We start from the raw sequence: 22,000 nt of genomic DNA, 5'->3' as shown, positions 1-22,000 counted from the left end.
AGTGACTGCAGTTAAAACTTCCCTTCCACGTCGCAAGTTCGACGCGGTAATCGTAGGTGCGGGTGGCGCGGGTATGCGTTGTTCGCTCCAGTTGGCAGAGGCTGGTCTGAATGTAGCCGTGCTGTCCAAAGTATTCCCGACCCGTTCACACACAGTGGCCGCGCAGGGTGGTATTGGTGCGTCCTTGGGAAACATGTCCGATGACAGCTGGTACTGGCACATGTTTGACACCGTCAAGGGTTCAGACTACCTGGGTGACCAGGACGCCATCGAGTTCATGTGTCGTGAAGCCCCCAAGGTGGTTTACGAACTTGAACACTTCGGCATGCCATTTGACCGTAACCCCGATGGCACCATTTACCAGCGCCCATTCGGTGGTCACACAGCCAACTTCGGTGAAAAGCCCGTACAGCGTGCCTGTGCCGCGGCTGACCGTACAGGCCACGCCCTGTTGCACACCTTGTATCAGCGCAACGTGCGTGCACGTACCCAGTTCTTCGTGGAATGGATGGCATTGGATATCATTCGCGACGCCGATGGCGACGTGGTGGGTGTAACAGCGCTTGAAATGGAAACCGGCGAAATGATGGTTTTGGAAGCCAAAACCACGGTATTCGCAACCGGCGGCGCAGGCCGCATCTGGGACGCATCCACCAACGCCTTCATTAATACAGGCGACGGTATGGGTATGGCTGCGCGTGCAGGCATTCCCCTGGAAGACATGGAGTTCTGGCAGTTCCACCCCACCGGCGTGGCCGGTGCAGGTGTACTGGTTACAGAAGGTGTTCGCGGCGAAGGCGGTATTTTGCTGAACAGCGAAGGCGAGCGTTTCATGGAACGCTATGCGCCAACCCTGAAAGACTTGGCTCCACGTGACTTCGTGTCCCGTTCAATGGACCAGGAAATCAAGGAAGGCCGTGGCTGTGGCCCCAACAAAGACTACGTCTTGTTGAAGCTGGACCACCTGGGTGCAGACACCATCATGAAGCGTCTGCCTTCCATTCGTGAAATCGCGATCAAGTTTGCCAACGTAGACCCGATCAAAGAGCCAATTCCTGTTGTTCCAACCATTCACTACCAGATGGGCGGTATTCCGACCAACGTGTATGGCCAGGTTGTAGCACCAAAAGTACCAGGCGGCGCCAGCGAAATCGTCAACGGCATGTACGCCATCGGCGAATGTGCATGCGTATCCGTACACGGCGCGAACCGTTTGGGCACCAACTCCCTGCTGGACTTGATCGTGTTTGGCCGCGCAGCGGGCAACCACATCGTGAACAGCAACCTGAAAGCACGCAACCACAAAGACTTGCCAGCCGATGGCACGGATTTGACCATGGCGCGTGTGGACAAGCTGATGACTTCCACCAGTGGTGAAAACGTTCGTGTAGTGGCTGATGCAATCCGCAAGGGCATGCAGTACCACTGTGGCGTGTTCCGCACCACCGAATTGATGGAAGCTGGCGTGACCAAAATCAATGATTTGGCCAAGCAAGCTGAACACATTCACCTGAAAGACAAGTCCAAGGTGTTCAACACCGCTTTGGTTGAAGCGCTGGAACTGGCCAACCTGCAGGAAACTGCCAAGGCCACCATGGTTTCTGCCGCAGCCCGTGAAGAAAGCCGTGGTGCGCATGCGCACCGCGATTTCCCCGAGCGGGATGATGACAAGTGGATGCGTCACAGCCTGTGGTATTCCGAAGGCAACCGCCTCGACTACAAGCCAGTGAATTTGAAGCCACTGACAGTTGAAACCTTCCAGCCCAAAAAGCGGACGTTCTAATCAAGGTTACGAGGTACAGAAAATGAGCGAAAAGAGAATCGTACGTTTTGAAATTTATCGCTACGACCCCGACACGGGCGAAGCGCCAAAAATGCAAAAGCTGGAAGTCGAGCTGGAACCGACTGACAAAATGTTGCTGGATGCGCTGATGCGCATCAAGAGCGACGTGGATGAGTCCTTGGCCTATCGCCGTTCATGCCGCGAAGGCGTGTGCGGAAGCGACGCCATGAACATCAACGGCAAAAACGGTCTGGCCTGTATCACGAACCTGCGCGACCTGAAGCAGCCCATCGTGTTGAAGCCGCTGCCTGGCCTGCCAGTTGTGCGCGACCTGATCGTCGACATGACCCAGTTTTTCAAGCAATACCATTCCATCAAGCCTTACCTGGTGAATGACACGCCCCCTCCTGAAAAGGAGCGTTTGCAGTCGCCTGAAGAACGTGAAGAACTGGATGGCCTGTACGAGTGCATTTTGTGCGCCTGCTGTTCAACCAGTTGCCCATCATTCTGGTGGAACCCCGACAAGTTCGTGGGCCCCGCCGGTTTGCTGCAAGCCTACCGTTTTATTGCAGACAGTCGCGATCAAACTACAGGTGAGCGTTTGGACAACCTGGAAGACCCATATCGCCTGTTCCGTTGCCACACGATCATGAACTGCGTGGATGTCTGTCCAAAAGGGCTGAATCCAACAAAGGCAATCGGTAAAATCAAGGAATTGATGGTACGCCGCGCAGTCTAGAACTGATGTTCGGATTTTTTTATTCAAATCGGGGTTGTGCACTGCAAAACCCCGTTTTTTTTGTTGTAGTTTATGTCTAACCAGAATCATCAGGCTGATCCAACCCAACGCGCGCGCTTACGCTGGCGTGCTCGTCGTGGTTTGTTGGAAAACGACTTGATTATTGAACGCTTTTTCGACAAGCATGAAATGGAGTTGACCGACAACGACGTGCAGGCTCTGACTGTACTGTTCGAAGAAGTCGACAACGTATTGCTTGACCTCTTTCTCGGCCGTAAAGAGCCTGAAGGGGATCTGGACACGCCCGATGTGCGCAAGGTGATCCAGATGATGCGAGATCTTTAATTTTTATCCCATTAGAAGGAAATCCGATGAGCACAGAACACAAGGCCACGCTGTCGTTTACTGACGGCACCCCTTCGGTAGAATTTCCCATTCACAAAGGGACCATTGGTCCTGACGTGATCGATATTCGCAAGTTGTATGGTTCAACTGGCAAATTCACTTACGATCCAGGTTTCCTTTCCACAGCGTCTTGCAATTCCTCCATTACCTACATTGATGGCGACAAGGGTGAATTGCTGTACCGCGGCTACCCAATTGAACAATTGGCGCAAAACTGCGACTTCATGGACGTGTGTTACCTGCTGTTGAATGGCGAATTGCCCAATGTTGGCGAAAAGAAAACATTTGACGACCTGGTGACCAAGCACACCATGGTGAACGAACAAATGAACTTCTTCCTGCGTGGTTTCCGCCGCGACGCGCACCCCATGGCCGTGATGACTGGCCTGGTTGGTGGCATGTCCGCGTTCTATCCTGATTCGATGAACCTGCTGGACAAAAACCAGCGCGATATTTCCGCGATCCGTCTGATCGCCAAAATGCCAACATTGGTGGCCATGGCCTACAAATACGGCATTGGTGCACCGAACATTTATCCAAAGAACGAACTCAGCTACACAGCCAACTTCATGCGCATGATGTTTGGCAACCCTTGTGAAGAGTACAAGGTGAACGATGTGCTGGTGCGCGCAATGGACCGCATCTTTATTTTGCATGCAGACCACGAGCAAAACGCATCCACATCCACAGTTCGTCTGTGTGCCTCGTCCGGAACAAACCCGTTTGCAGCGATTGCAGCAGGCGTGGCTTGTTTGTGGGGCCCATCACACGGTGGTGCCAACGAGGCCTGCCTGAACATGTTGACTGAAATTCAGGCCAACGGTGGTGTAGACAAGATTGGCGACTTCATCGCCAAGGTGAAGGACAAGGATTCAGGCGTTCGCCTGATGGGCTTTGGTCACCGTGTTTACAAGAACTATGACCCACGTGCCAAGCTGATGCGTGAAACCTGTCATGAAGTACTGAACGAACTGGGCCTGCACGACGACCCATTGTTCAAGATCGCCATGGCGCTGGAAAAAATCGCGTTGGAAGACGAATACTTCGTCAAGCGCAAGCTGTACCCCAACGTTGACTTCTATTCAGGCATCGTTCAAAAAGCGATTGGTATTCCTGTGCCGTTGTTTACAGCCATTTTTGCTTTGGCGCGTACAGTAGGCTGGATTGCCCAGTTGAACGAAATGATCGCCGACCCCGAGTACAAAATCGGTCGTCCACGTCAGTTGTTCCATGGTGCAGCGCACCGCGACGTGAAGCCAATCGACCAGCGTTAATTGTCTCTCGTTGCTGACTGCACCTCTTTATCGGTGCACTGCGGCTGAAGAAAGCCCCTTGTTCACACAAGGGGTTTTTTTTATATCTGTTTCCAGCTGCTTAAACAGTTGCTCGGTATTCAAAACCACTAACAAGTTGTCCACGGTTTTAATCAGGCCTTGCACAATTCCACTGTGGCCGTTCAAGCTTTCCGATTCATGAATCGCTGACATTGGCAGGCTGGGAATTTCACCCAGTTCATCCACGGCCAGTGCAATTTTCACAGAATGGTTTTGGGTCTTCAGCAGAATCATTTGCTGCCGCGCTGGCGCCGCGGCTTTGCTGCGAAGGCGTGGGTCGAGAATTTCCGCAATGTCGACAATGGTCACAGCTTCATTTTTATACAGGGTGGTACCCAGTAGCCAGCTTGGTGAATTGGGCAAGCTGACAATTTGATTGCACAAAAAAGCCTCCACCGCGTCTTCACTGTCAATGCCATACCAGTGCTCCGCCACGCGAAACGAAGCGATGTCCACCACCTGGTCTTTCTGACCACCTTGCCTGAATTCGTCAAAGCTGATGTCGCCGGCGCTTGCTTCCAAATCGTCTGCCAATGCGCCAATATCAAGACCGTAGGCGCAAATCAGGTTGTTTTGATACGCATCAGCGTCGCTTTTGTATTCTCGATACGCACCTGAGTTGCAGGCGCCATAAGCAATCAGTCTGCCGTCGATGTGGAAGTAGCCTTGTTCCGCTTTTTGTTTTTCAAATTTACTGTGCCGCTTCAAGGGCAAGGTCAATTTGCCGTGCTCCATGTGCAAGTTGGTGGTGGATGAGATTACTCGATGGTTTTCGTCCACGATAAAGCCAAAAGCCTGGTGTTTGCTGTCGCCCATGGATTCAGTCAGGATGGCTTCAAATTGAGACTCGCTGTCAAACACCAAGGCAATTGCACCGATCGCATGGGCGGGTTTTTGCCTGTTGTCAAACAGGGCCGCGGCATAAATGTAAGTGGGGCGGTCTTGGTAAAGCGCTGTTTTTTCAAATGGAGAAACACAGTAACGCGCGGGGCTTTTCAGCTGCATGGCTTCAGAAACCCAGCTTGATTCCACCAGAGTCCCCGATTCAACAATCGAGGCGCTGTCGCAAACAACCCGGCCTGAACGGTCGAGCAGCAGGATGTTGGCATACACCGTGTACAGTCCGTGAATGTGTTGCAGGCACTGCATGGCCTGCTCGTTGGCTTTCTCATCGCCCCTGTTCAACAGTGCATGGTTCAGCGTGGGGTTTTGTGCCCACCAGCGGCAATCATTCGCCCGTTCGTAAAGATTGCGGTCCATCAGGTCCATCGCCAGCATGGCCCGGGTTTGTTGTTCCGTTTGGAACCCGTTGATTTCAGCCTGTACCAAATTGTTCAGTGAATTCGTGAACAATGTTTTGGTATTCTCTCCGGCCCGGCTGATTTCCCACAGCAGCGTTTTGCTGAATGAATTGCCAAGGGTCGAGGTAGATTGGCGCTGCGTCATGTTCCCGTTCCAGATACTTCGGTTCAATTGCTTCTGTATCTGGCTTGCCTGTGCCTGAAATCCCAGGATGCGTTTGTCGATCAAACCCGTATTGTAGTCAATCTGGGCATTCTGCCCAAGCTCACCGGAAGCGACGTTGAATGCGTGCGTCAACGGCACCAGGCAGAAGCCTTTCCAGCCAGGGCCGGAATATCCCTGGTAGCTGCGTGTGGTGCGCATGCAGCCCAGATAAGCCACGGGGCCCACTTGCACCAAGCTCCAGCGCGCGCCTTCCGGCAATCGGATGGTTTGGCCTGGGCCAATGTACTCCGGGTTGCTGGACACGAGAACTTCCCCAGTGGACTTGCTCACGCCACAAACCTTCCATTCTGGCAAAGCCTGTGCTCTACGTTGTCCAACCACCTTGGCGAACAGTGCTTCACTTTCCTGGTCAAGATTGAACAGAAGGGCGATGTATCCCTTGACCTCGCCAGCCACCATGATTTTCCAGGCATAAATCAGTTCATCCCGGGCTCCGTTGTGATCCGTTTGCAATGGGCGAAATGCCTCTGCCTATTGGCTTCCTTTCAACACTGCTTCCCGAATCCACCCCAGTGATATTCCTGGCGTTAACTGGTCGAGCATGTCGACCATCACTCGAGCCTGACTGTCCAACAAGACGACATTTTTATACACGGAGTACTTCGAGACATAGTCTTTCATGCGTTGGTGTGTCCCAGCCAAGGCCTCGGCGGTCAGCGGGGCTGTTTGTGCGTCAACACACAGTTTGGCAAATACAGGGTCTGTGGCCAGGAAGCCAATGTCGGCTGTCCTTTCATACAAATTTCTCACCAAAATGTCGATGGCGTTTTGTGCCCGCGTCGACAGCATTTCTACTGCTTGATGGGTCGACTGTTCCACCAGGAAATTGGTCAGGTCGCCCGCCAGTTTCTGAAAATGCTGCCTTGTGTCTGAAATTTCGGCTCCCACATTGGTCAGTTCGCCCAACAGACTCAGGTTGTTCCAGGTCGATTGCAGATCACGCAATTCATCGATCAGCTCATTAACACTGTCCAGATTCTTCGCCATGTCAATGTGCGCGGAGTCAATCTCTATGCCCCGATATTTTCGGCTCGCCATACGCCCATCCCCTCGTTGGAATATGAATGATGGTGAGTGGAATGTTTGTTGGGGTGATCCCCGCATGGGGTGAGAATCCCCTTTGAAGGGGGTGTCTCTGTTGAAAGGAAAAAAATCGTTTCCTGAAAACCACATATTTTGTGATCACACCGAGATCGTTTTAGTGTTACGTCTCTAATCTGATATCCTTCACACTTACTCTTAAAACAGTCTATTTGGCTGTTTTTTGCTATCTGGTTGGGGGCAGGGGCTCCAATAACCAGACGGGGAGTGCGGTTTAACCCACGTGTGTAGGGATTCGGTCCGATGGCGATAGCCAAGGTCGAGTCCGAACCCCACATCTTGAACGAGAAACTCGGATAAAGGTGAAGCGCTAATGATGCGATCTTTTCAGCAAAACTCGTATTTGTTCGGGGGCAATGCGCCCTATGTCGAAGAAATGTACGAGGCCTACCTGGACAACCCAGGTTCAGTGCCAGACAAATGGCGCGCTTATTTTGACCAACTGCAGATGGTGCCTTCCGCTCACGGTGACGTGAACGAGAAAGACGTGGCGCATGCGCCAGTGGTTGAGTCTTTCGCCCAGCGTGCCAAAAAAGGCTTCTTGCAGCCGCAGATTCAGTCTGCCGATTTGGAAGTGGCCAAAAAACAGGTGCACGTGCAGTCCATCGTGGCGGCTTACCGCTTTCTGGGTTCGCGCTTTGCAGACCTAGATCCGCTCAAGCGCCAGGAACGCCCTGTCATTCCGGAACTGGATCCCGCTTTCTACGGATTGACTGAAGCGGACATGGACATCACGTTCTCCGCTACAAACACCTATTTCGGTCAGGACCAGATGACCCTTCGCGACATCGTGAAGGCGCTGCGCGACACATATTGCCGCTCCATTGGTATTGAATACATGCACATCAGCGACCCCGCCCAAAAGCGCTGGTTGCAGGAACGCATGGAAACAAGCCTGGGCACTGCCCAGTTGTCCACAGCTGAAAAACTGCACATTCTTGAGCGCTTGACCGCTGCTGAAGGCCTTGAGCGCTACCTGCATACACGTTATGTGGGTCAGAAGCGTTTCTCGCTGGAAGGTGGGGAATCCTTTATCGCATCGCTGGATCATGTCATTCAGCGTGGCGGTGCCAACGGTGTTCAAGAAACCATTATTGGCATGGCCCACCGCGGCCGCCTGAACGTGCTGGTGAACATTCTGGGCAAAAGCCCCAGCCAGTTGTTCGAAGAATTTGAAGGCAAGCATGCCGATGACCTGCCAGCCGGTGACGTGAAGTATCACCAGGGCTTTTCATCGGACGTGACCACCCCGGGTGGCCCCATGCACTTGTCTCTGGCGTTCAACCCGTCGCATCTTGAAATCGTCAACCCAGTGGTTGAAGGTTCCGTGAAGGCCCGCCAGGAACGCCGTGGCGACAAAGAAGGCAAACAGGTATTGCCAGTGCTGGTGCACGGCGATGCCGCTTTTGCCGGCCAGGGTGTTGTGATGGAAACATTGAACCTTGTCCACACCCGCGGCTACGGCACGGGCGGCACGGTTCACATCGTGATCAACAACCAGATTGGCTTTACAACTTCTGATCCACGCGACAGCCGTTCTACCCTGTACTGTTCAGACGTTGTCAAGATGATTGAAGCGCCTGTGTTCCACGTGAACGGCGACGATCCTGAAGCAGTGATCTTCGTGACCCAGTTGGCACTGGATTTCCGCATGGAATTCCAGCAAGACGTGGTGATCGATATCGTGTGTTTCCGTAAACTGGGCCACAACGAGCAAGACACACCGGCTGTGACCCAGCCGCTGATGTACAAGAAAATTGGTCAGCACCCAGGTACGCGCGCACTTTACGCCGAGCGCCTGGTGATGCAAGGCTTGCTGAAAGAAGATGGTGCAGATGAACTGGTGGCCCAATTCCGCGCTGCCATGGACGAAGGCAAGCACAACCGTGCTGACCCCGTCTTGACCAACTACAAGAGCAAGTTTGCCGTCGACTGGTCTCCCTATTTGAACAAGAAGTGGACCGATGCAGCAGACACATCGGTGCCAATTTCCGAGATCAAGCGTTTGTCCGAGCGCATCACCACAGTACCCGAGAACTTCAAGGTTCACCCACTGGTACAGAAAGTGATTGCAGATCGCGCCGCCATGGGTCAGGGTGAAACCTTGCTCGACTGGGGCATGGGCGAGCACCTGGCTTATGCTTCACTGGTGTCTTCCGGTTATGCAGTGCGAATGACCGGTCAGGATTGCGGTCGTGGCACATTCACACACCGCCATGCTGTGTTGCACCATCAAGGCCGTGAAAAGTGGAATGAAGGCACTTACATTCCACTCGAAAATATTTCTGAAGGCCAGGCACCATTCACAGTCATCGACTCTGTTCTGTCTGAAGAAGCGGTACTGGGTTTTGAGTACGGTTATTCCACAGCAGAGCCCAACACCTTGGTGATCTGGGAAGCCCAGTTTGGCGATTTCGCCAACGGCGCGCAGGTTGTGATCGACCAGTTCATTTCATCCGGTGAAGTGAAGTGGGGCCGGGCTTCCGGCTTGGTCATGATGTTGCCGCATGGCTATGAAGGGCAGGGTCCTGAACATTCTTCAGCCCGCATCGAGCGTTATTTGCAGCTTTGCGCTGAAAACAATATGCAAGTTTGCCAGCCTACAACGCCTGCGCAGATTTTCCACTTGCTGCGTCGCCAGATGATCCGCTTGTTCCGCAAGCCACTGATCATCATGACGCCGAAGTCTTTGTTGCGTCACAAGGAAGCCACATCTTCCTTGCAAGATCTGTCCAAGGGCCATTTCCAGACCGTAATCGGCGACCAGGGCGACCTGGAAGCCAGCAAGGTCAAACGCGTGGTCCTTTGTTCCGGTCGCGTGTATTACGACCTGGTTGCAGCCCGTCGCGAACGCAATATCAAGGATGTTGCGATTGCGCGAGTTGAACAGTTGTACCCATTCCCACACAAGTCACTGAGCACCGAGTTGCGTAAGTACCCCAATGTGACGGATGTGGTGTGGTGTCAGGATGAGCCGCAAAACCAGGGCCCCTGGTTCCAGATTCAGCACAACATTCTGGAAAACCTCTCTGAGGGCCAACGTTTGGGTTATGCAGGTCGTCCGGCTTCAGCTTCTCCAGCCGTGGGCTATTACGCCAAGCACAACGAACAGCAGAAAGCGCTGCTCGATGCCGCATTTGGCAAGCTCAAGGGTTTCGTGATCACGAAGTAAACACAGGAAGCGGGCAGGCCATTGTGGTCGCCCGCACTTGAACAAAGAATTCAAAAGGAAAATATTCCATGGCAATCGTAGAAGTGGTCGTACCACAACTGTCCGAATCTGTCGCCGAAGCAACGCTGTTGAATTGGTACAAAAAACCTGGTGACGCTGTAAAGCGTGACGAAAACCTGATCGACGTCGAAACCGACAAGGTGGTGCTGGAAGTGCCAGCACCTTCGGCTGGTGTCATCGTCGAAATCTTGTGTGAAGACGGTGCAACCGTTGTTGCAGGCCAGGTTTTGGCCAAGATTGACACTGAAGCCACAGCGGGTGCGAGCGCTCCTGCTGTCGTATCAGCTCCGGCAGTTTCTGCTCCGGCACCTGCTGCTCCTGCTGCTGCCCCCGCGGCGGCAACCTCCGCTTCTGTTGATGGCTCTGTGGCCATGCCCGCAGCCGCCAAAATGATGGCCGAGAACAAACTGAGTGCCGATCAGATTGCAGGTTCAGGCAAAGACGGTCGCATTACCAAAGGCGATGTGATCGGTACCTTGAATGCGCCGGCTGCGCCAGCGCCTGCGGCAAAGCCTGCCGCTGCACCTGTTGCTGCCAAACCTGTTAGTTTGTTGCCCGAAGTGAAAGCTCCGCTTGATCCATCTTCACTGATCGAAGGCCGTCCCGAGCAACGCGTTCCAATGAGCCGACTGCGCGCGCGTGTTGCAGAGCGTTTGGTTCAGTCCCAGCAAACCAACGCCATCCTGACCACGTTCAACGAAGTGAACATGAAGCCGGTTATGGATCTGCGCAACAAGTACAAGGACAAATTCGAGAAAGAACATGGTGCCAAGCTGGGCTTCATGGGTTTCTTCGTGAAAGCCGCTGTGGCTGCCTTGAAAAAGTACCCTGTGTTGAATGCATCTGTGGATGGCAACGACATTGTTTACCATGGCTACTTTGATATCGGTATTGCGGTTGGCTCACCACGTGGTTTGGTGGTCCCCATTATTCGCAACGCCGATCAAATGAGCATTGCCGACATTGAAATGAAAATTTCCGAGTTTGGCCAGAAAGCCAAAGACGGCAAATTGACTTTGGATGACCTCACCGGCGGTACTTTCTCCATCTCCAACGGTGGTGTGTTCGGTTCCATGTTGTCAACGCCAATCATCAACCCACCCCAGTCAGCAATTCTGGGCATTCACGCCACGAAAGACCGTGCAGTGGTTGAGAACGGTGAAATCGTGATTCGTCCAATGAACTACCTGGCCATGAGCTATGACCACCGGATCATTGACGGCCGCGAAGCTGTTCTTGGTTTGGTTGCAATGAAAGAAGCCCTGGAAGATCCAGCCCGCTTGTTGCTGGAACTGTAAGGGGAACCTCATGAGCACACAATATGATGTAGTGGTGATTGGTGCGGGCCCCGGCGGATACATCGCTGCGATTCGTGCTGGTCAACTGGGCATGAAAGTGGCCTGTATTGAAGGCCACGCTTATGACGACCCGAAAGGCGAGCCTCGCCTGGGTGGCACCTGCCTGAACGTGGGTTGCATTCCATCCAAAGCCTTGCTGGCTTCTTCCGAAGAGTTCGAGAAGATTCAGCACCACGCGGAAGACCACGGCATCACCGTGACTGGCGCGAAAATGGATGTGGCCAAAATGATCAAGCGCAAGGATGACATCGTCACGAAAATGACGGGTGGTATCCAGTACCTGTTCAAGAAAAACAAGGTCACCGCCATCAAGGGCTGGGCCAGTTTTTCAGGCAAGGTTGATGGCGGTTTCGAGCTGACAGTGAAAACTGCTGCCGGTGAAGAAAAGGTCACGGCCAAACAGGTGATTGTTGCCACAGGCTCCAAGGCCCGTCACTTGCCCGGCATCACCGTGGACAATGAAACCATTTGCGACAATGAAGGCGCCTTGAAGTTTGGTGCTGTGCCCAAGAAACTGGGTGTCATTGGTGCAGGTGTGATCGGTTTGGAGTTGGGCTCGGTGTGGCGCCGCTTGGGCGCGGATGTGACCGTGCTTGAAGCCATGCCCAATTTTCTTGCAGCCTGTGATGAAGGCGTAGCGAAGGAAATGCAAAAAATCTTCACCAAGCAAGGTTTGAAGATGAACATGGGCGTAAAAATCGGCGAGGTGAAAGCCAGCAAGAAAGGCGTTTCTGTCGCCTACACCGATGCAGATGGCAACGCCCAGAAACTGGATTGCGACAAGCTGATTGTATCGGTTGGCCGTGTGCCCAACACCGACGGTTTGAATCTTGAAGCAGTTGGCCTGAAAACCAACGAGCGTGGCCAGATTGATGTGGATGCACATTGCCAAACCCTGGTTGCCGGTATTTACGCCGTGGGTGACGTGATTCGTGGCGCCATGCTGGCTCACAAGGCAGAAGAAGAAGGCGTCATGGTTGCTGAAATCATGGCGGGGCAAGCTGGCCACTGCAACTACGACACCATTCCCTGGGTTATCTACACTTCCCCGGAAGTGGCCTGGGTTGGCAAAACAGAGCAGCAGTTGAAGCAGGATGGTCGAAAGTACAAGGCAGGCCAGTTTCCGTTCATGGCCAATGGCCGCGCATTGGGGCAGGGTGATTCTCAAGGCTTCGTGAAAGTGCTGGCCGATGCCACCACCGATGAAGTATTGGGCGTTCACATCATCAACAGCCATGCCTCAGACCTGATTGCGGAAGCTGTGATGGCCATGGAGTTCAAAGCCTCTTCTGAAGACATTGGTCGCATTTGCCATGCGCACCCGAGTTTGTCGGAAGTGGTGAAAGAAGCTGCCTTGGCTTGCGACAAGCGTCAGCTGAACGGTTAAAATCCGATCAGTGTTTTTCCAAACGGCTGGTGAATCACTTCATCAGCCGTTTTGTTTTTAAAAATCCAGGTTGGTCAATATTGTTGGCCGATCTCAACCAGCAGTTTTTGCCATCGTGAACGTTCAAGAATATTACAAACAGGTATTGGCCGAACGTGGTTATCAGTCGGATGCTGCACAGCAGAAAGCTGTGGACCGCATGCAATTGTTTTACGATGAGTTTGTTCAGTATAAAAAAGCACGTAGCAGTGTCATCAAGAAATTCCTGAATCGCCCCGCGGTGCCCAAAGGTCTTTACCTGTGGGGCGGGGTAGGGCGCGGCAAAAGCTTTCTGATGGATTGCTTTTACAACAGCGTCACAGTTCAACGAAAGGTGCGTTTGCATTTTCACGAATTCATGCGTGGCGTGCACGCGGAACTTGACGATTTGAAGGGCGTTCAAGATCCACTGGATGAAGTGGCAGCGCGAATCGCCAAGCGTTACAGGCTGATCTGCTTTGACGAGTTTCATGTCTCCGACATTGCCGATGCGATGATTTTGTATCGCTTGCTGGATGGTCTGTTTGCCAATGGCGTGACTTTCCTGATGACCTCCAACTACAAGCCTGACAATTTGTATCCAGACGGATTGCACCGGGATCGCCTGCTGCCTGCCATTGATTTGTTGAACAAGCAGCTTGATGTGATCAATGTGGATGTGGGTGTGGATTATCGTCGTCGGACGCTGGAGCAGTTGAACACCTACCTGATTCCATTGGATGAGCATGCAGATGCCCAATTGAATGATGACTTCAAACGCCTTGCCGAAGTGGCTGATGAACCCGCTGAATTGCAGATTGAATCCCGGGTGATTCGGGCTGTGCGGCGTGCCGGCTCAGTGGTTTGGTTTGATTTTCCAACTTTGTGCGGTGGGCCCCGTTCGCAAAATGATTACCTTGAAATTGCCAGTCAGTTTCAAACAGTGATACTCAGCGGTGTGCCCAAAATGGGAGCGGGCATGGCCTCGGAAGCGCGTCGTTTTACCTGGCTGATCGATGTGCTGTATGACCACAAGGTCAAGCTCATCATGTCGGCAGCAGTAAAGCCAGAGGAGTTGTACACCGAAGGTGCCATGGCTCATGAATTCTTCCGCACGGTGAGTCGGATTGTTGAAATGCAATCCAAAGAGTACCTGGATTCGCCGAAGCGCAATGCCGTTCGACTTTGAGGTTGCTCGGGCCTCGTTTGTTGTTCGTTGCTGCTCATCTCGCCTTTCGCTGCGGCGTTTCGTTGCGCAAACCTTGTTCGGCGTTCCTTACTGCTCATCTCGCCTTGGTCAAGGCTGATTTCCCGTCTTGTTGATTCTGGCTTGGGGCATGCGACACGCTAAAGCGTGTTCGCATCGATTGCTTGCGCAATCGCCCCGCGCTGCGAATCAGCCGGGAAGCCTTGCCCTGAATCGGCAAGATGATGCAGCAATCGAACACCGCACAGGCTGCGAACTTGCTCCGGTGAAAGGGCTGGTGATTCACTGAACGCCGCAAGCCGCAAGCGCAGCCCCTTCAAGTTTGCGAAGGCAGCATTGCCCTCGCACCGCCATTCAAGAAAGCCTGCCCGTTTTGATATTCACACGCTACGTTCGGCTGCAAGCCGACACTGGGTTCGGCTGTGTGTTTTGCCAGACCCGGTAAGTCAGTGTGAATATCAAAAGGGGAAATACAGGCTTTCTGGCGGAAGTAGGGCATGCGCCTTGCAAACGAAGAAAGTGGATGCGCTTTAGCACGCGCTGAATACAGCATGCGCCTTCCAAACGAAGAAATGGTCTGCGCTTGCTCAAACGAATTGCGCTGCGTTTTATTTGTTGGTCTTGGCTTTCGCAAATGCGGCTGCAAAGGCGTTATTCGCAAACCCGGCACCTTGTTGCAGGCCACCAACTCGCCGATCTCCTCGCGAGTCACCGCCACGCGAATCACCGTGCGCTTCTCCAGCCCGATTGGCATTCACTTGTCGTCCTGCATTCTGGCCCGGTGCTGCTTTGGGAACATCGTCCCCCATGCGCATGGTGAGTGAAATCCGTTTGCGAGGAATGTCCACTTCGAGCACTTTCACTTTGACAATCTGGCCAGTTTTGACCACGCTGTGCGGGTCTTTGACAAATGTGTTTGACAAAGCAGAGACGTGTACCAAGCCGTCCTGATGCACGCCAATGTCAACGAACGCGCCAAAATTGGCCACGTTGGTCACCACGCCTTCCAGGGTCATGCCAGGCTTCAGATCGGCCATGGAATGAACCTTGTCATCAAATTTGGCAGTCTTGAAGCTGGGGCGCGGGTCGCGGCCTGGTTTTTCCAGCTCAACCAAAATGTCCTGTACGGTGGGTAGACCAAAACGCTCGTTCACAAATTCATTGGGCTTCAGTGCTTTGAGTACTTCCCTGTTGCCTACCAAATCACCCACTGGCTTTTTAACCGTGGCTGCCATCTTCTCGACGACAATATAGGCCTCTGGGTGCACAGACGATGCATCCAGGGGGTTTTCGGCGCCATGAATTCTCAAAAAGCCTGCTGCTTGCTCGAAGGTTTTGTCGCCCAAGCGGGGCACCTTTCTCAAGTCGTCTCGACTTTTGAATTGACCGTTGGTGTTCCTGTAGCTAACCACCGCTTTGGCCACCGAGGCATTCAAACCTGACACGCGCGACAAAAGTTGTTCCGAGGCCGTGTTCACTTCCACGCCCACTGCGTTTACGCAATCTTCGACTACTGCGTCCAGTCGTCCGCTGAGTTGTCTTTGGTCCACGTCATGCTGGTATTGGCCTACACCGATCGATTTCGGATCAATTTTTACCAGTTCGGCCAGTGGGTCTTGTAAACGGCGAGCAATGGAGACTGCGCCACGAATGCTGACGTCGAGGTCAGGCAGTTCAGCGGAAGCCAGGGCCGATGCAGAATACACGGAGGCACCTGCTTCACTGACCATGACGCGTGTGGCTTTCAGGTCTTTGTGCTGCGCCAGCAAGTCGGCTGCCAATTGGTCAGTTTCGCGGCTCGCTGTACCGTTGCCGATCGCGATCAGCTCTACATTGTGTTTCATGCACAAAGCGGCCAGAACCGCGATGGATTCATTCCACTGGCGTCGCGGTTCATGCGGGTAAATGGTCGCTATGTCCACCACCTGACCTGTTTTGTCGATCACCGCCACTTTCACACCTGTGCGAATACCTGGGTCCAGGCCCATGGTGGCTTTGCCTCCGGCCGGGGCTGCAAGCAGCAAGTCTTTCAGGTTTTTGCCAAACACGGAAATGGCTTCGGCCTGTGCCGCTTCACGCAAGGTGCCCATCACCTCACTTTCCAGTGTGCTGGCCAGCTTGATTTTCCAGGTCCAGCGGCAGGTTTCGCTCAAGAATTTGCCGCGAGGGCTGTCATCGCGTGCAATGCCATGCAGTCGTGCAATTTCCGATTCAAAAGGATGCGGTGTGCGTGGGCTTTCTGCTTCCCACACTTCTGGCAGGTCTACCTTCAGGGTCAGAAAGCCCTGTTCACGGCCACGCAACATGGCCAACATGCGGTGCGATGCTGTGCTGGCCAGTGATTCCTGGTGTTCAAAATAATCCTGAAACTTGATGGCTTCTGCCGCTTTCTCGGGCACTACAGCAGCGCGAATGGCACCTTCGGAATTCAGCCGGTTGCGCAAAAGGGCAAGCAAAGTCGCGTTTTCTGAAAACTGTTCTGCAAGAATGTCGCGTGCACCATCCAGTGCAGCTTTGGTGTCATTGATCTGGTGCTCGGCATTCAAGTAGCCTGCAGCCACTTCTTCAGGCACCGCGTTCGGATTTGAGAAAATTTCGTCTGCCAAGCCCTGCAGGCCCGCTTCACGGGCTATTTGTGCCCGGGTGCGGCGTTTGGGTTTGTAGGGCAGATAAAGGTCTTCCAGTGTTTGCTTGTTTTCAGCCTGTTCAATGGCTGCTTTCAGCTCGGCAGTCAACTTGCCTTGGCTGTCAATGGATTCCAGAATGGTGCTGCGGCGGTCTTCGAGCTCACGCAGATAAACCAGTCGCTCCTGCAAGTCACGAAGTACTGCATCATCCAGCCCGCCTGTCGCCTCTTTCCGGTAGCGCGCAATAAAAGGAACTGTGGAGCCCTCATCCAGCAAATCCACAGCGGCCTTGATTTGTGATGATGCGGCGCCCAATTCTTGAGCCAACTGGGCGATAATTCGATTTTGAACAAGCGACATGGGTCTGGATCTATGAGTTGTCAACGTAAGCAGGGCATTGTGCCACAGCTTCTGAACCCCTTTGCGCTGAAGGTGCCGCGCCCGTTCTTTGCCATGGTGCCTGCCTCTTTGCTGCTGTTAAGCGCCTGCAGCACAGTGCAGCTTCAAGCCAACAAGCCGACCGCCCCGGATACGCTGGAACAGGCCCGTGCCTATGTGGCCAATCACGACAAGACGATGGAATTTCTGGACTACGAGCTCAACGAGCAGTCCCGAGCCTGTTACAAAAAATTCTTTGTTTCCAGTTGCCTGGACAATGTTCGCTTGCAAGGTGCTGAAATTCGCAGAGCACATCTGGAGGTTCAGGGCAAGGCCGAGGACATGATCCGCCTGCATGATTATGCTAATCGCAAGGTTAAAAATCCCGAGTAAGCCAAGTTCAGTCCATCGAATGGGTGATGCCCATCGGGTAGATTGTTTCCAGCCCGCCTAGACTTGCAGCTACAATAAGCAATAACATCGAGCTGGTTCAAATTTCAATACCCATGGTCCACACAGAAGACATCGAATCGATCAAACGCCGAATTGTAGAACTGCAGGTCGAGCACCGGGATCTGGACCAGATTATCGGCATGCTGATATCTCAGCCCGGTTTCGACCAGTTGCAGATTCGTCGCCTGAAAAAGCGCAAGCTTCAAATCAAGGATTCGATCACCTTGTTGCAGATCCAGCTTGAACCCGACATTCCCGCCTAAATTTTTTAGCACCTTGCATGTTTGATTTTTCAGAACCCTTGAATGAGGCTTTTGCCCCTGGTGGTGCATTGTCTCGACGTTTGCCTGGGTTTTCTGCTCGGGAATCCCAGATTGAAATGGCCCAAGCCGTGGGCCAGGCCATAGAAAGCCAATCCGCCTTGGTGGTTGAAGCGGGTACGGGCACGGGAAAAACATTTGCTTACGTGGTGCCCGCCTTGTTGTCTGGTCGTCGAGTGTTGTTGTCGACAGCCACCAAAACGCTGCAAGACCAGTTATTCAACAAAGACCTGCCTCTGGTTCGCGAGGCCTTGGGTGTACCGGTCAATGTGGCCCTGCTGAAAGGCCGTCAGAATTACGTTTGCCATTTTCACCTGGAACGTGCCTTGAAAGAGGCCCGGTTACCCTCAGCCAAGGAAGTGGATCATCTTCAGAAGGTGCGTGTTTTTGCGGGTCGTACTCAAACCGGTGACCGAGCAGACTGCGCGGGTGTTCCTGAAGATTCCGCAGTCTGGAGCTGGGTCACTTCCAACAAAGACAATTGCCTCGGGGGCGAGTGCCCCAATGCATCCGAATGCTTTGTCAACAAGGCCCGCCGCGATGCGCTGGATGCAGAAGTAGTTGTAGTCAATCACCATTTGTTTCTCGCCGATCTGGCCTTGAAAGAAGAGGGCATTGCGGAGTTGCTGCCCGCCTGCGATGTGATTGTGTTTGACGAGGCACACCAGTTACCAGATATTGCGACCAGTCTTCTTGGTCAAGCGATTTCGACTGCCCAGTGCCAGGAGTTTTTACGCGATGTGCTGATTGAGGGCCGAACTTCCAGCGCCGATGCCGGCGATTGGGACTCGGTATTGCGCCCGATGGAACTGGCGCTGAAAGAGATTCGACGAATTGTTGGCACCGAAATTGATTCGGCGCGGTTCACTCATGCCCAGTTTCTGGCTTTGAACGGGGTGTCAACGGTGTGTGCCGATTTCGAAAGCAGGCTTGAAAACCTGATTGAAATGATTAGTCCATTGTCGGTTCGCAATGAATCCTGGGTGAAACTCATGGGGCGGGCCAGTGAACTGTGCCTGCGTTGGCAAGACTGGTTTTCACCGCCTAGTGCGCAAGACGATGCACAATCTGTTCGGTGGGTGAGCGTGTCAACCAATGTGGTGCAGTTTTGTGATTCGCCGCTGGATGTGTCCAATGCATTTGCGAAGTTGTATGCCGAGCAGGCCAAGGCCTGGGTGTTCACCAGTGCCACGTTGAGTATCAAGGACAGCCTGGAACACTTCACCTTGCAGGTAGGGCTTGATGAATGCAAGCAGTTGCTGCTGCCCAGCCCCTTCGATTACGAATCGCAAGCCTTGTTGTGCGTGCCTGATAATCTCCCTTTTCCCAACGAACCCCAGTTCAGCAGAAAGCTTTGTGAGTCGGTGTGGCCTTTGTTGTTATCCAGCGCGGGCGGGGTGTTTTTCCTGTGTACCAGTCACCGTGCCGTAAAGCAGGTGGGCGAATACCTTCGCGAACGGATTGAAAAAGACGATCTCGACTGGAGCCTGTTGGTCCAGGGTGAGGCCTCGCGTGCTGAGCTTCTGGAACAGTTTCGGGTGCTGAACAACCCCGTGTTGGTGGGGGCAGCCAGTTTTTGGGAAGGTGTGGACATTCGTGGTGAAGGTTTGCGGCTGGTGATTATCGACAAGCTGCCGTTTGCACCACCCGATGATCCTGTTTACCAGGCCAAAAGCGAGTTGATCAAAAATCGGGGGGGCAATGCCTTTCAGGATTTGTCACTGCCCGACGCTGCAATCGCACTGAAACAGGGCGCGGGTCGGTTGATTCGTGACGAAACCGATTGGGGCGTGTTGTTGATCGGCGACCGGCGTTTGGTCGAGAAAGGCTACGGCAAGTTGTTGTGGCGAAGCCTGCCACCATTCAAGCGTACACGCGAACTACAAGTGGCCGTCGATTTCATGAAAAACAAACGAAGCTCATAAAAAAAGGACCTTTTGAAGGTCCTTTTTTACATCAAACACACGTTGGTGTTTATGACAGTGTTGGTCGTTTTCAGTCTTTCCAGACTTGCCACCATTTGGCTTCTACCTGGTCTTTCTCGGGCAGATCCATTTTCCAGTAAGGGCTGTCTTTGAAGTTCAGGTTGATCACGCGCTTGGTGTCAGCGGCCAGTGAAGTCATGTTCAACTTTTCATAGCTGCGCAGGCTGATGAACAGAGCTTCTTCAATTGACGGAGTTTGTTCGAAGCGGCGTACCACTTCCTGAGCCCTGTTCACTGCAGCGAGATAAGCGCCGCGCTTGTAATAATACCGAGCTACGTGCAATTCGTTCTGGGCCAATGCATTGACCAGGTACTGCAAACGCGATTTGCTGTCATCAAAGTATTTACTTTCGGGGAAGCGAGTGACAACTTCCTTGAATGCGTCGAACGCCGCACGGGTTCCTTTCGGGTCACGTGCGCTTTGATCCTCACCGGAGAGCAGGGAGAAGATACCTTTGTCTTCATTGAAGCTGATCAAGCCCCGCAGATAAAACACGTAGTCCAGGTTCTGGTGGTTGGGGTAAAGCTTGATAAACCGCTCGGTGGCAGCCAAAGCCTGCGCATTGTCACCTGCCTTGTAATAGGCAAATGCCGTGTCAATTTGAGCCTGTTGGGCAAAGCGACCATACGGGTAGCGGGATTCGAGTTTTTCGAGCAATTCAATGCCGCGTTCGTAGTTGCCCACGTCGATTTCAGCTTTTGCCTCTTCATAGAGACGAGCTGGGCTCCAGCCTTCGGTTTCGTCGAATTGTTTTGCCGCGCCGCAGGCGGCCAGTGCGAAAACCAGCGCGGGGATGAGGAATAACTGCGATAATGTGCGCAACCAGGCGGTGCGCGGGGCCAAAGTGGTTTTGTTCATGTGATTTCGAAACCCGAAGTGTCCCTGTTTGATCATCAATGGTTTTCCATTATATCGGGCAAAGCCCTTGCCGCCCACAAGCGGCACACTCAATTGAAAGATTCGATTCTAATTTATGACGTCCGAAACCCATGACAGCGCGGAAAGCGCACAAGCCGATCAACCTTTGCAAGCCAGAGTACCCATGGAAATGGGCGGTTCGCGATTGGACAAAGTGATTGCGGAGTTGTTCCCGCAGTATTCACGTTCACGGCTGCAAGGCTGGCTTAAAGAGGAGCGTGTGTTGGTGAATGGTGTGGCTGCGGCCAAGGGCAACCAGAAGGTTCAGGGTATGGACAGAATTGCCTTGAGCCCGGGTGTTTTGGCTCACATGCAGGCCTTGGTTCCTGAAGACATGAATCTGGACATTGTCGCTCGCACCGCCGAATACACGGTGGTGAACAAGCAGGCTGGTTTGGTGGTACACCCTGCACCCGGTCATTGGACAGGTACCCTGATGAACGGGTTGTATCACTTGGACCCCGAGTTGATTCATGTACCCCGTGCTGGCATTGTTCATCGGCTTGATGCAGATACAACCGGTCTGATGGTGGTTGCGCGCACGCAGGAAACCCAGGTCAAGCTGGTTCAGATGTTGCAGGCCCGTATTGTGAAGCGCGTTTACCTGGCCATGGTGTGGGGGCGAATTGCCAACCCGCTGACAGTCAACAACCCCTTGGGCCGTGACCCGCGCAACCGCTTGCGCATGGCGGTGGTTGATCATGGCAAGCCAGCCGTGACCCACTTCACACCGGTCGCATTTGGCGAGTTGATGGAAGTGCCTGTGACCTTGATGGTGTGCCGCCTTGAAACAGGTCGGACCCATCAAATTCGTGTGCATGCCCAACATGCCGGGTTTGCACTGGTGGCTGACCCGGTCTACAAGATCAAGGGGGCTGGCAGCCATTCAGCCCTTCGCCTCTCCTCCATCGAGTTGCCCAATGGCGAGAATTTCGAGCGACAGGCTTTGCACGCAACCCACTTGAGTTTCCCCGATCCTGCCTTTTTCCATGTACAGGGCGACGATGAAGCAGCCGAAGATTGGGACGAAAGCCTGGGCAATCACGAATGGCCTGAATATGTGGCCAAGGCCCCGGAAGATTTGCGCCTGCTGGGTGAAATGGCAGGCATTGATTTTCATTCAGATGAAGTTGAAGAGGCTGTGCTTGATGAAGCCCATCAGCACAAGGCATCCGTACTCATTCGATTTGATGAAGATGATCTCGACGAGCTTGAGTGATAGCCTCC

16 protein-coding genes are annotated in these 22,000 nt (G+C 53.3%); 12 read left to right on the top strand and 4 right to left on the bottom strand.

Annotated elements, in window-relative coordinates:
- The first annotated feature begins 1 nt into the window (after position 1).
- From sdhA to RGQ30_RS09455, 4 genes are all read left to right on the top strand, one after another.
- On the top strand, positions 2 to 1,783 hold the full coding sequence (sdhA, locus tag RGQ30_RS09470; protein WP_130556150.1) for a succinate dehydrogenase flavoprotein subunit: 1,782 nt from the start codon (positions 2 to 4) through the stop codon (positions 1,781 to 1,783).
- 22 nt (positions 1,784 to 1,805) lie between these two features.
- Positions 1,806 to 2,522 (top strand): succinate dehydrogenase iron-sulfur subunit, encoded by a 717-nt coding sequence (locus RGQ30_RS09465; protein WP_105029332.1) that lies wholly within the window; start codon positions 1,806 to 1,808, stop codon positions 2,520 to 2,522.
- Between the two features lie 72 nt (positions 2,523 to 2,594).
- Positions 2,595 to 2,867 (top strand): FAD assembly factor SdhE, encoded by a 273-nt coding sequence (locus tag RGQ30_RS09460; RefSeq protein WP_130556151.1) that lies wholly within the window; start codon positions 2,595 to 2,597, stop codon positions 2,865 to 2,867.
- Positions 2,868 to 2,893: 26 nt separating this feature from the next.
- A complete protein-coding gene (locus RGQ30_RS09455) occupies positions 2,894 to 4,201 on the top strand; it encodes a citrate synthase (protein WP_130556152.1) in 1,308 nt (435 codons plus the stop codon).
- A 27-nt stretch (positions 4,202 to 4,228) separates the two neighbouring features.
- On the opposite strand, the gene RGQ30_RS09450 is transcribed toward RGQ30_RS09455, so the two are convergent.
- Together RGQ30_RS09450 and RGQ30_RS09445 are read right to left on the bottom strand one after the other, a co-directional pair.
- Positions 4,229 to 6,241, bottom strand: coding sequence for a chemotaxis protein CheW (locus tag RGQ30_RS09450; protein ID WP_130556153.1), 2,013 nt, complete (start codon positions 6,239 to 6,241; stop codon positions 4,229 to 4,231).
- Between the two features lie 18 nt (positions 6,242 to 6,259).
- Positions 6,260 to 6,826 carry a hypothetical protein gene (locus RGQ30_RS09445; protein ID WP_130556154.1) on the bottom strand — a complete coding sequence of 189 codons (567 nt, stop codon included), beginning with the start codon at positions 6,824 to 6,826 and terminating at the stop codon, positions 6,260 to 6,262.
- A gap of 376 nt (positions 6,827 to 7,202) precedes the next feature.
- Here RGQ30_RS09445 and RGQ30_RS09440 point away from each other — a divergent pair, with 376 nt between their 5' ends.
- The 4 genes from RGQ30_RS09440 (at position 7,203) to zapE (ending at position 14,073) form a co-directional block, all read left to right on the top strand.
- Positions 7,203 to 10,061, top strand: a complete 2,859-nt coding sequence (locus tag RGQ30_RS09440) for a 2-oxoglutarate dehydrogenase E1 component (RefSeq protein ID WP_130556155.1) — start codon at positions 7,203 to 7,205, stop codon at positions 10,059 to 10,061.
- 68 nt (positions 10,062 to 10,129) lie between these two features.
- Positions 10,130 to 11,419, top strand: a complete 1,290-nt coding sequence (odhB, locus tag RGQ30_RS09435) for a 2-oxoglutarate dehydrogenase complex dihydrolipoyllysine-residue succinyltransferase (protein ID WP_130556156.1) — start codon at positions 10,130 to 10,132, stop codon at positions 11,417 to 11,419.
- 10 nt (positions 11,420 to 11,429) lie between these two features.
- Complete coding sequence (lpdA, locus tag RGQ30_RS09430; RefSeq protein WP_130556157.1) at positions 11,430 to 12,866, top strand: dihydrolipoyl dehydrogenase; 1,437 nt, start codon at positions 11,430 to 11,432, stop codon at positions 12,864 to 12,866.
- 115 nt (positions 12,867 to 12,981) lie between these two features.
- Positions 12,982 to 14,073: a cell division protein ZapE gene (gene zapE / locus RGQ30_RS09425; protein WP_130556158.1), complete on the top strand. Its 1,092-nt coding sequence runs from the start codon at positions 12,982 to 12,984 to the stop codon at positions 14,071 to 14,073.
- 626 nt (positions 14,074 to 14,699) lie between these two features.
- On the opposite strand, the gene RGQ30_RS09420 is transcribed toward zapE, so the two are convergent.
- On the bottom strand, positions 14,700 to 17,078 hold the full coding sequence (locus RGQ30_RS09420) for a Tex family protein (protein WP_130556159.1): 2,379 nt from the start codon (positions 17,076 to 17,078) through the stop codon (positions 14,700 to 14,702).
- Positions 17,079 to 17,090: 12 nt separating this feature from the next.
- Between RGQ30_RS09420 and RGQ30_RS09415 the strand changes: the two genes are divergently transcribed.
- The 3 genes from RGQ30_RS09415 to RGQ30_RS09405 all read left to right on the top strand — a co-directional run bounded on the left by RGQ30_RS09415 (position 17,091) and on the right by RGQ30_RS09405 (position 19,794).
- A complete protein-coding gene (locus RGQ30_RS09415; RefSeq protein ID WP_130556160.1) occupies positions 17,091 to 17,489 on the top strand; it encodes a hypothetical protein in 399 nt (132 codons plus the stop codon).
- 113 nt (positions 17,490 to 17,602) lie between these two features.
- Entirely contained in the window at positions 17,603 to 17,812 is a 210-nt protein-coding gene (locus RGQ30_RS09410; RefSeq protein WP_130556161.1) for a YdcH family protein, read from the top strand.
- A gap of 17 nt (positions 17,813 to 17,829) precedes the next feature.
- Positions 17,830 to 19,794 carry a DNA repair helicase YoaA gene (locus tag RGQ30_RS09405; protein ID WP_130556162.1) on the top strand — a complete coding sequence of 655 codons (1,965 nt, stop codon included), beginning with the start codon at positions 17,830 to 17,832 and terminating at the stop codon, positions 19,792 to 19,794.
- Between the two features lie 70 nt (positions 19,795 to 19,864).
- On the opposite strand, the gene RGQ30_RS09400 is transcribed toward RGQ30_RS09405, so the two are convergent.
- The gene (locus tag RGQ30_RS09400; protein WP_130556163.1) at positions 19,865 to 20,713 is read right to left on the bottom strand and encodes an outer membrane protein assembly factor BamD; all 849 of its coding nucleotides are present in this window, start codon (positions 20,711 to 20,713) and stop codon (positions 19,865 to 19,867) included.
- 115 nt (positions 20,714 to 20,828) lie between these two features.
- Between RGQ30_RS09400 and RGQ30_RS09395 the strand changes: the two genes are divergently transcribed.
- Positions 20,829 to 21,992, top strand: a complete 1,164-nt coding sequence (locus RGQ30_RS09395) for an RluA family pseudouridine synthase (RefSeq protein ID WP_130556164.1) — start codon at positions 20,829 to 20,831, stop codon at positions 21,990 to 21,992.
- Positions 21,993 to 22,000 lie beyond the last annotated feature (8 nt).

This window comes from Limnobacter thiooxidans, from assembly GCF_036323495.1.
Classification (GTDB): Bacteria; Pseudomonadota; Gammaproteobacteria; order Burkholderiales; family Burkholderiaceae_B; genus Limnobacter; species Limnobacter thiooxidans.
The sequence above is the reverse complement of the archived record's forward strand: the minus strand, read 5'-3'. Positions and strand labels throughout refer to the sequence as shown.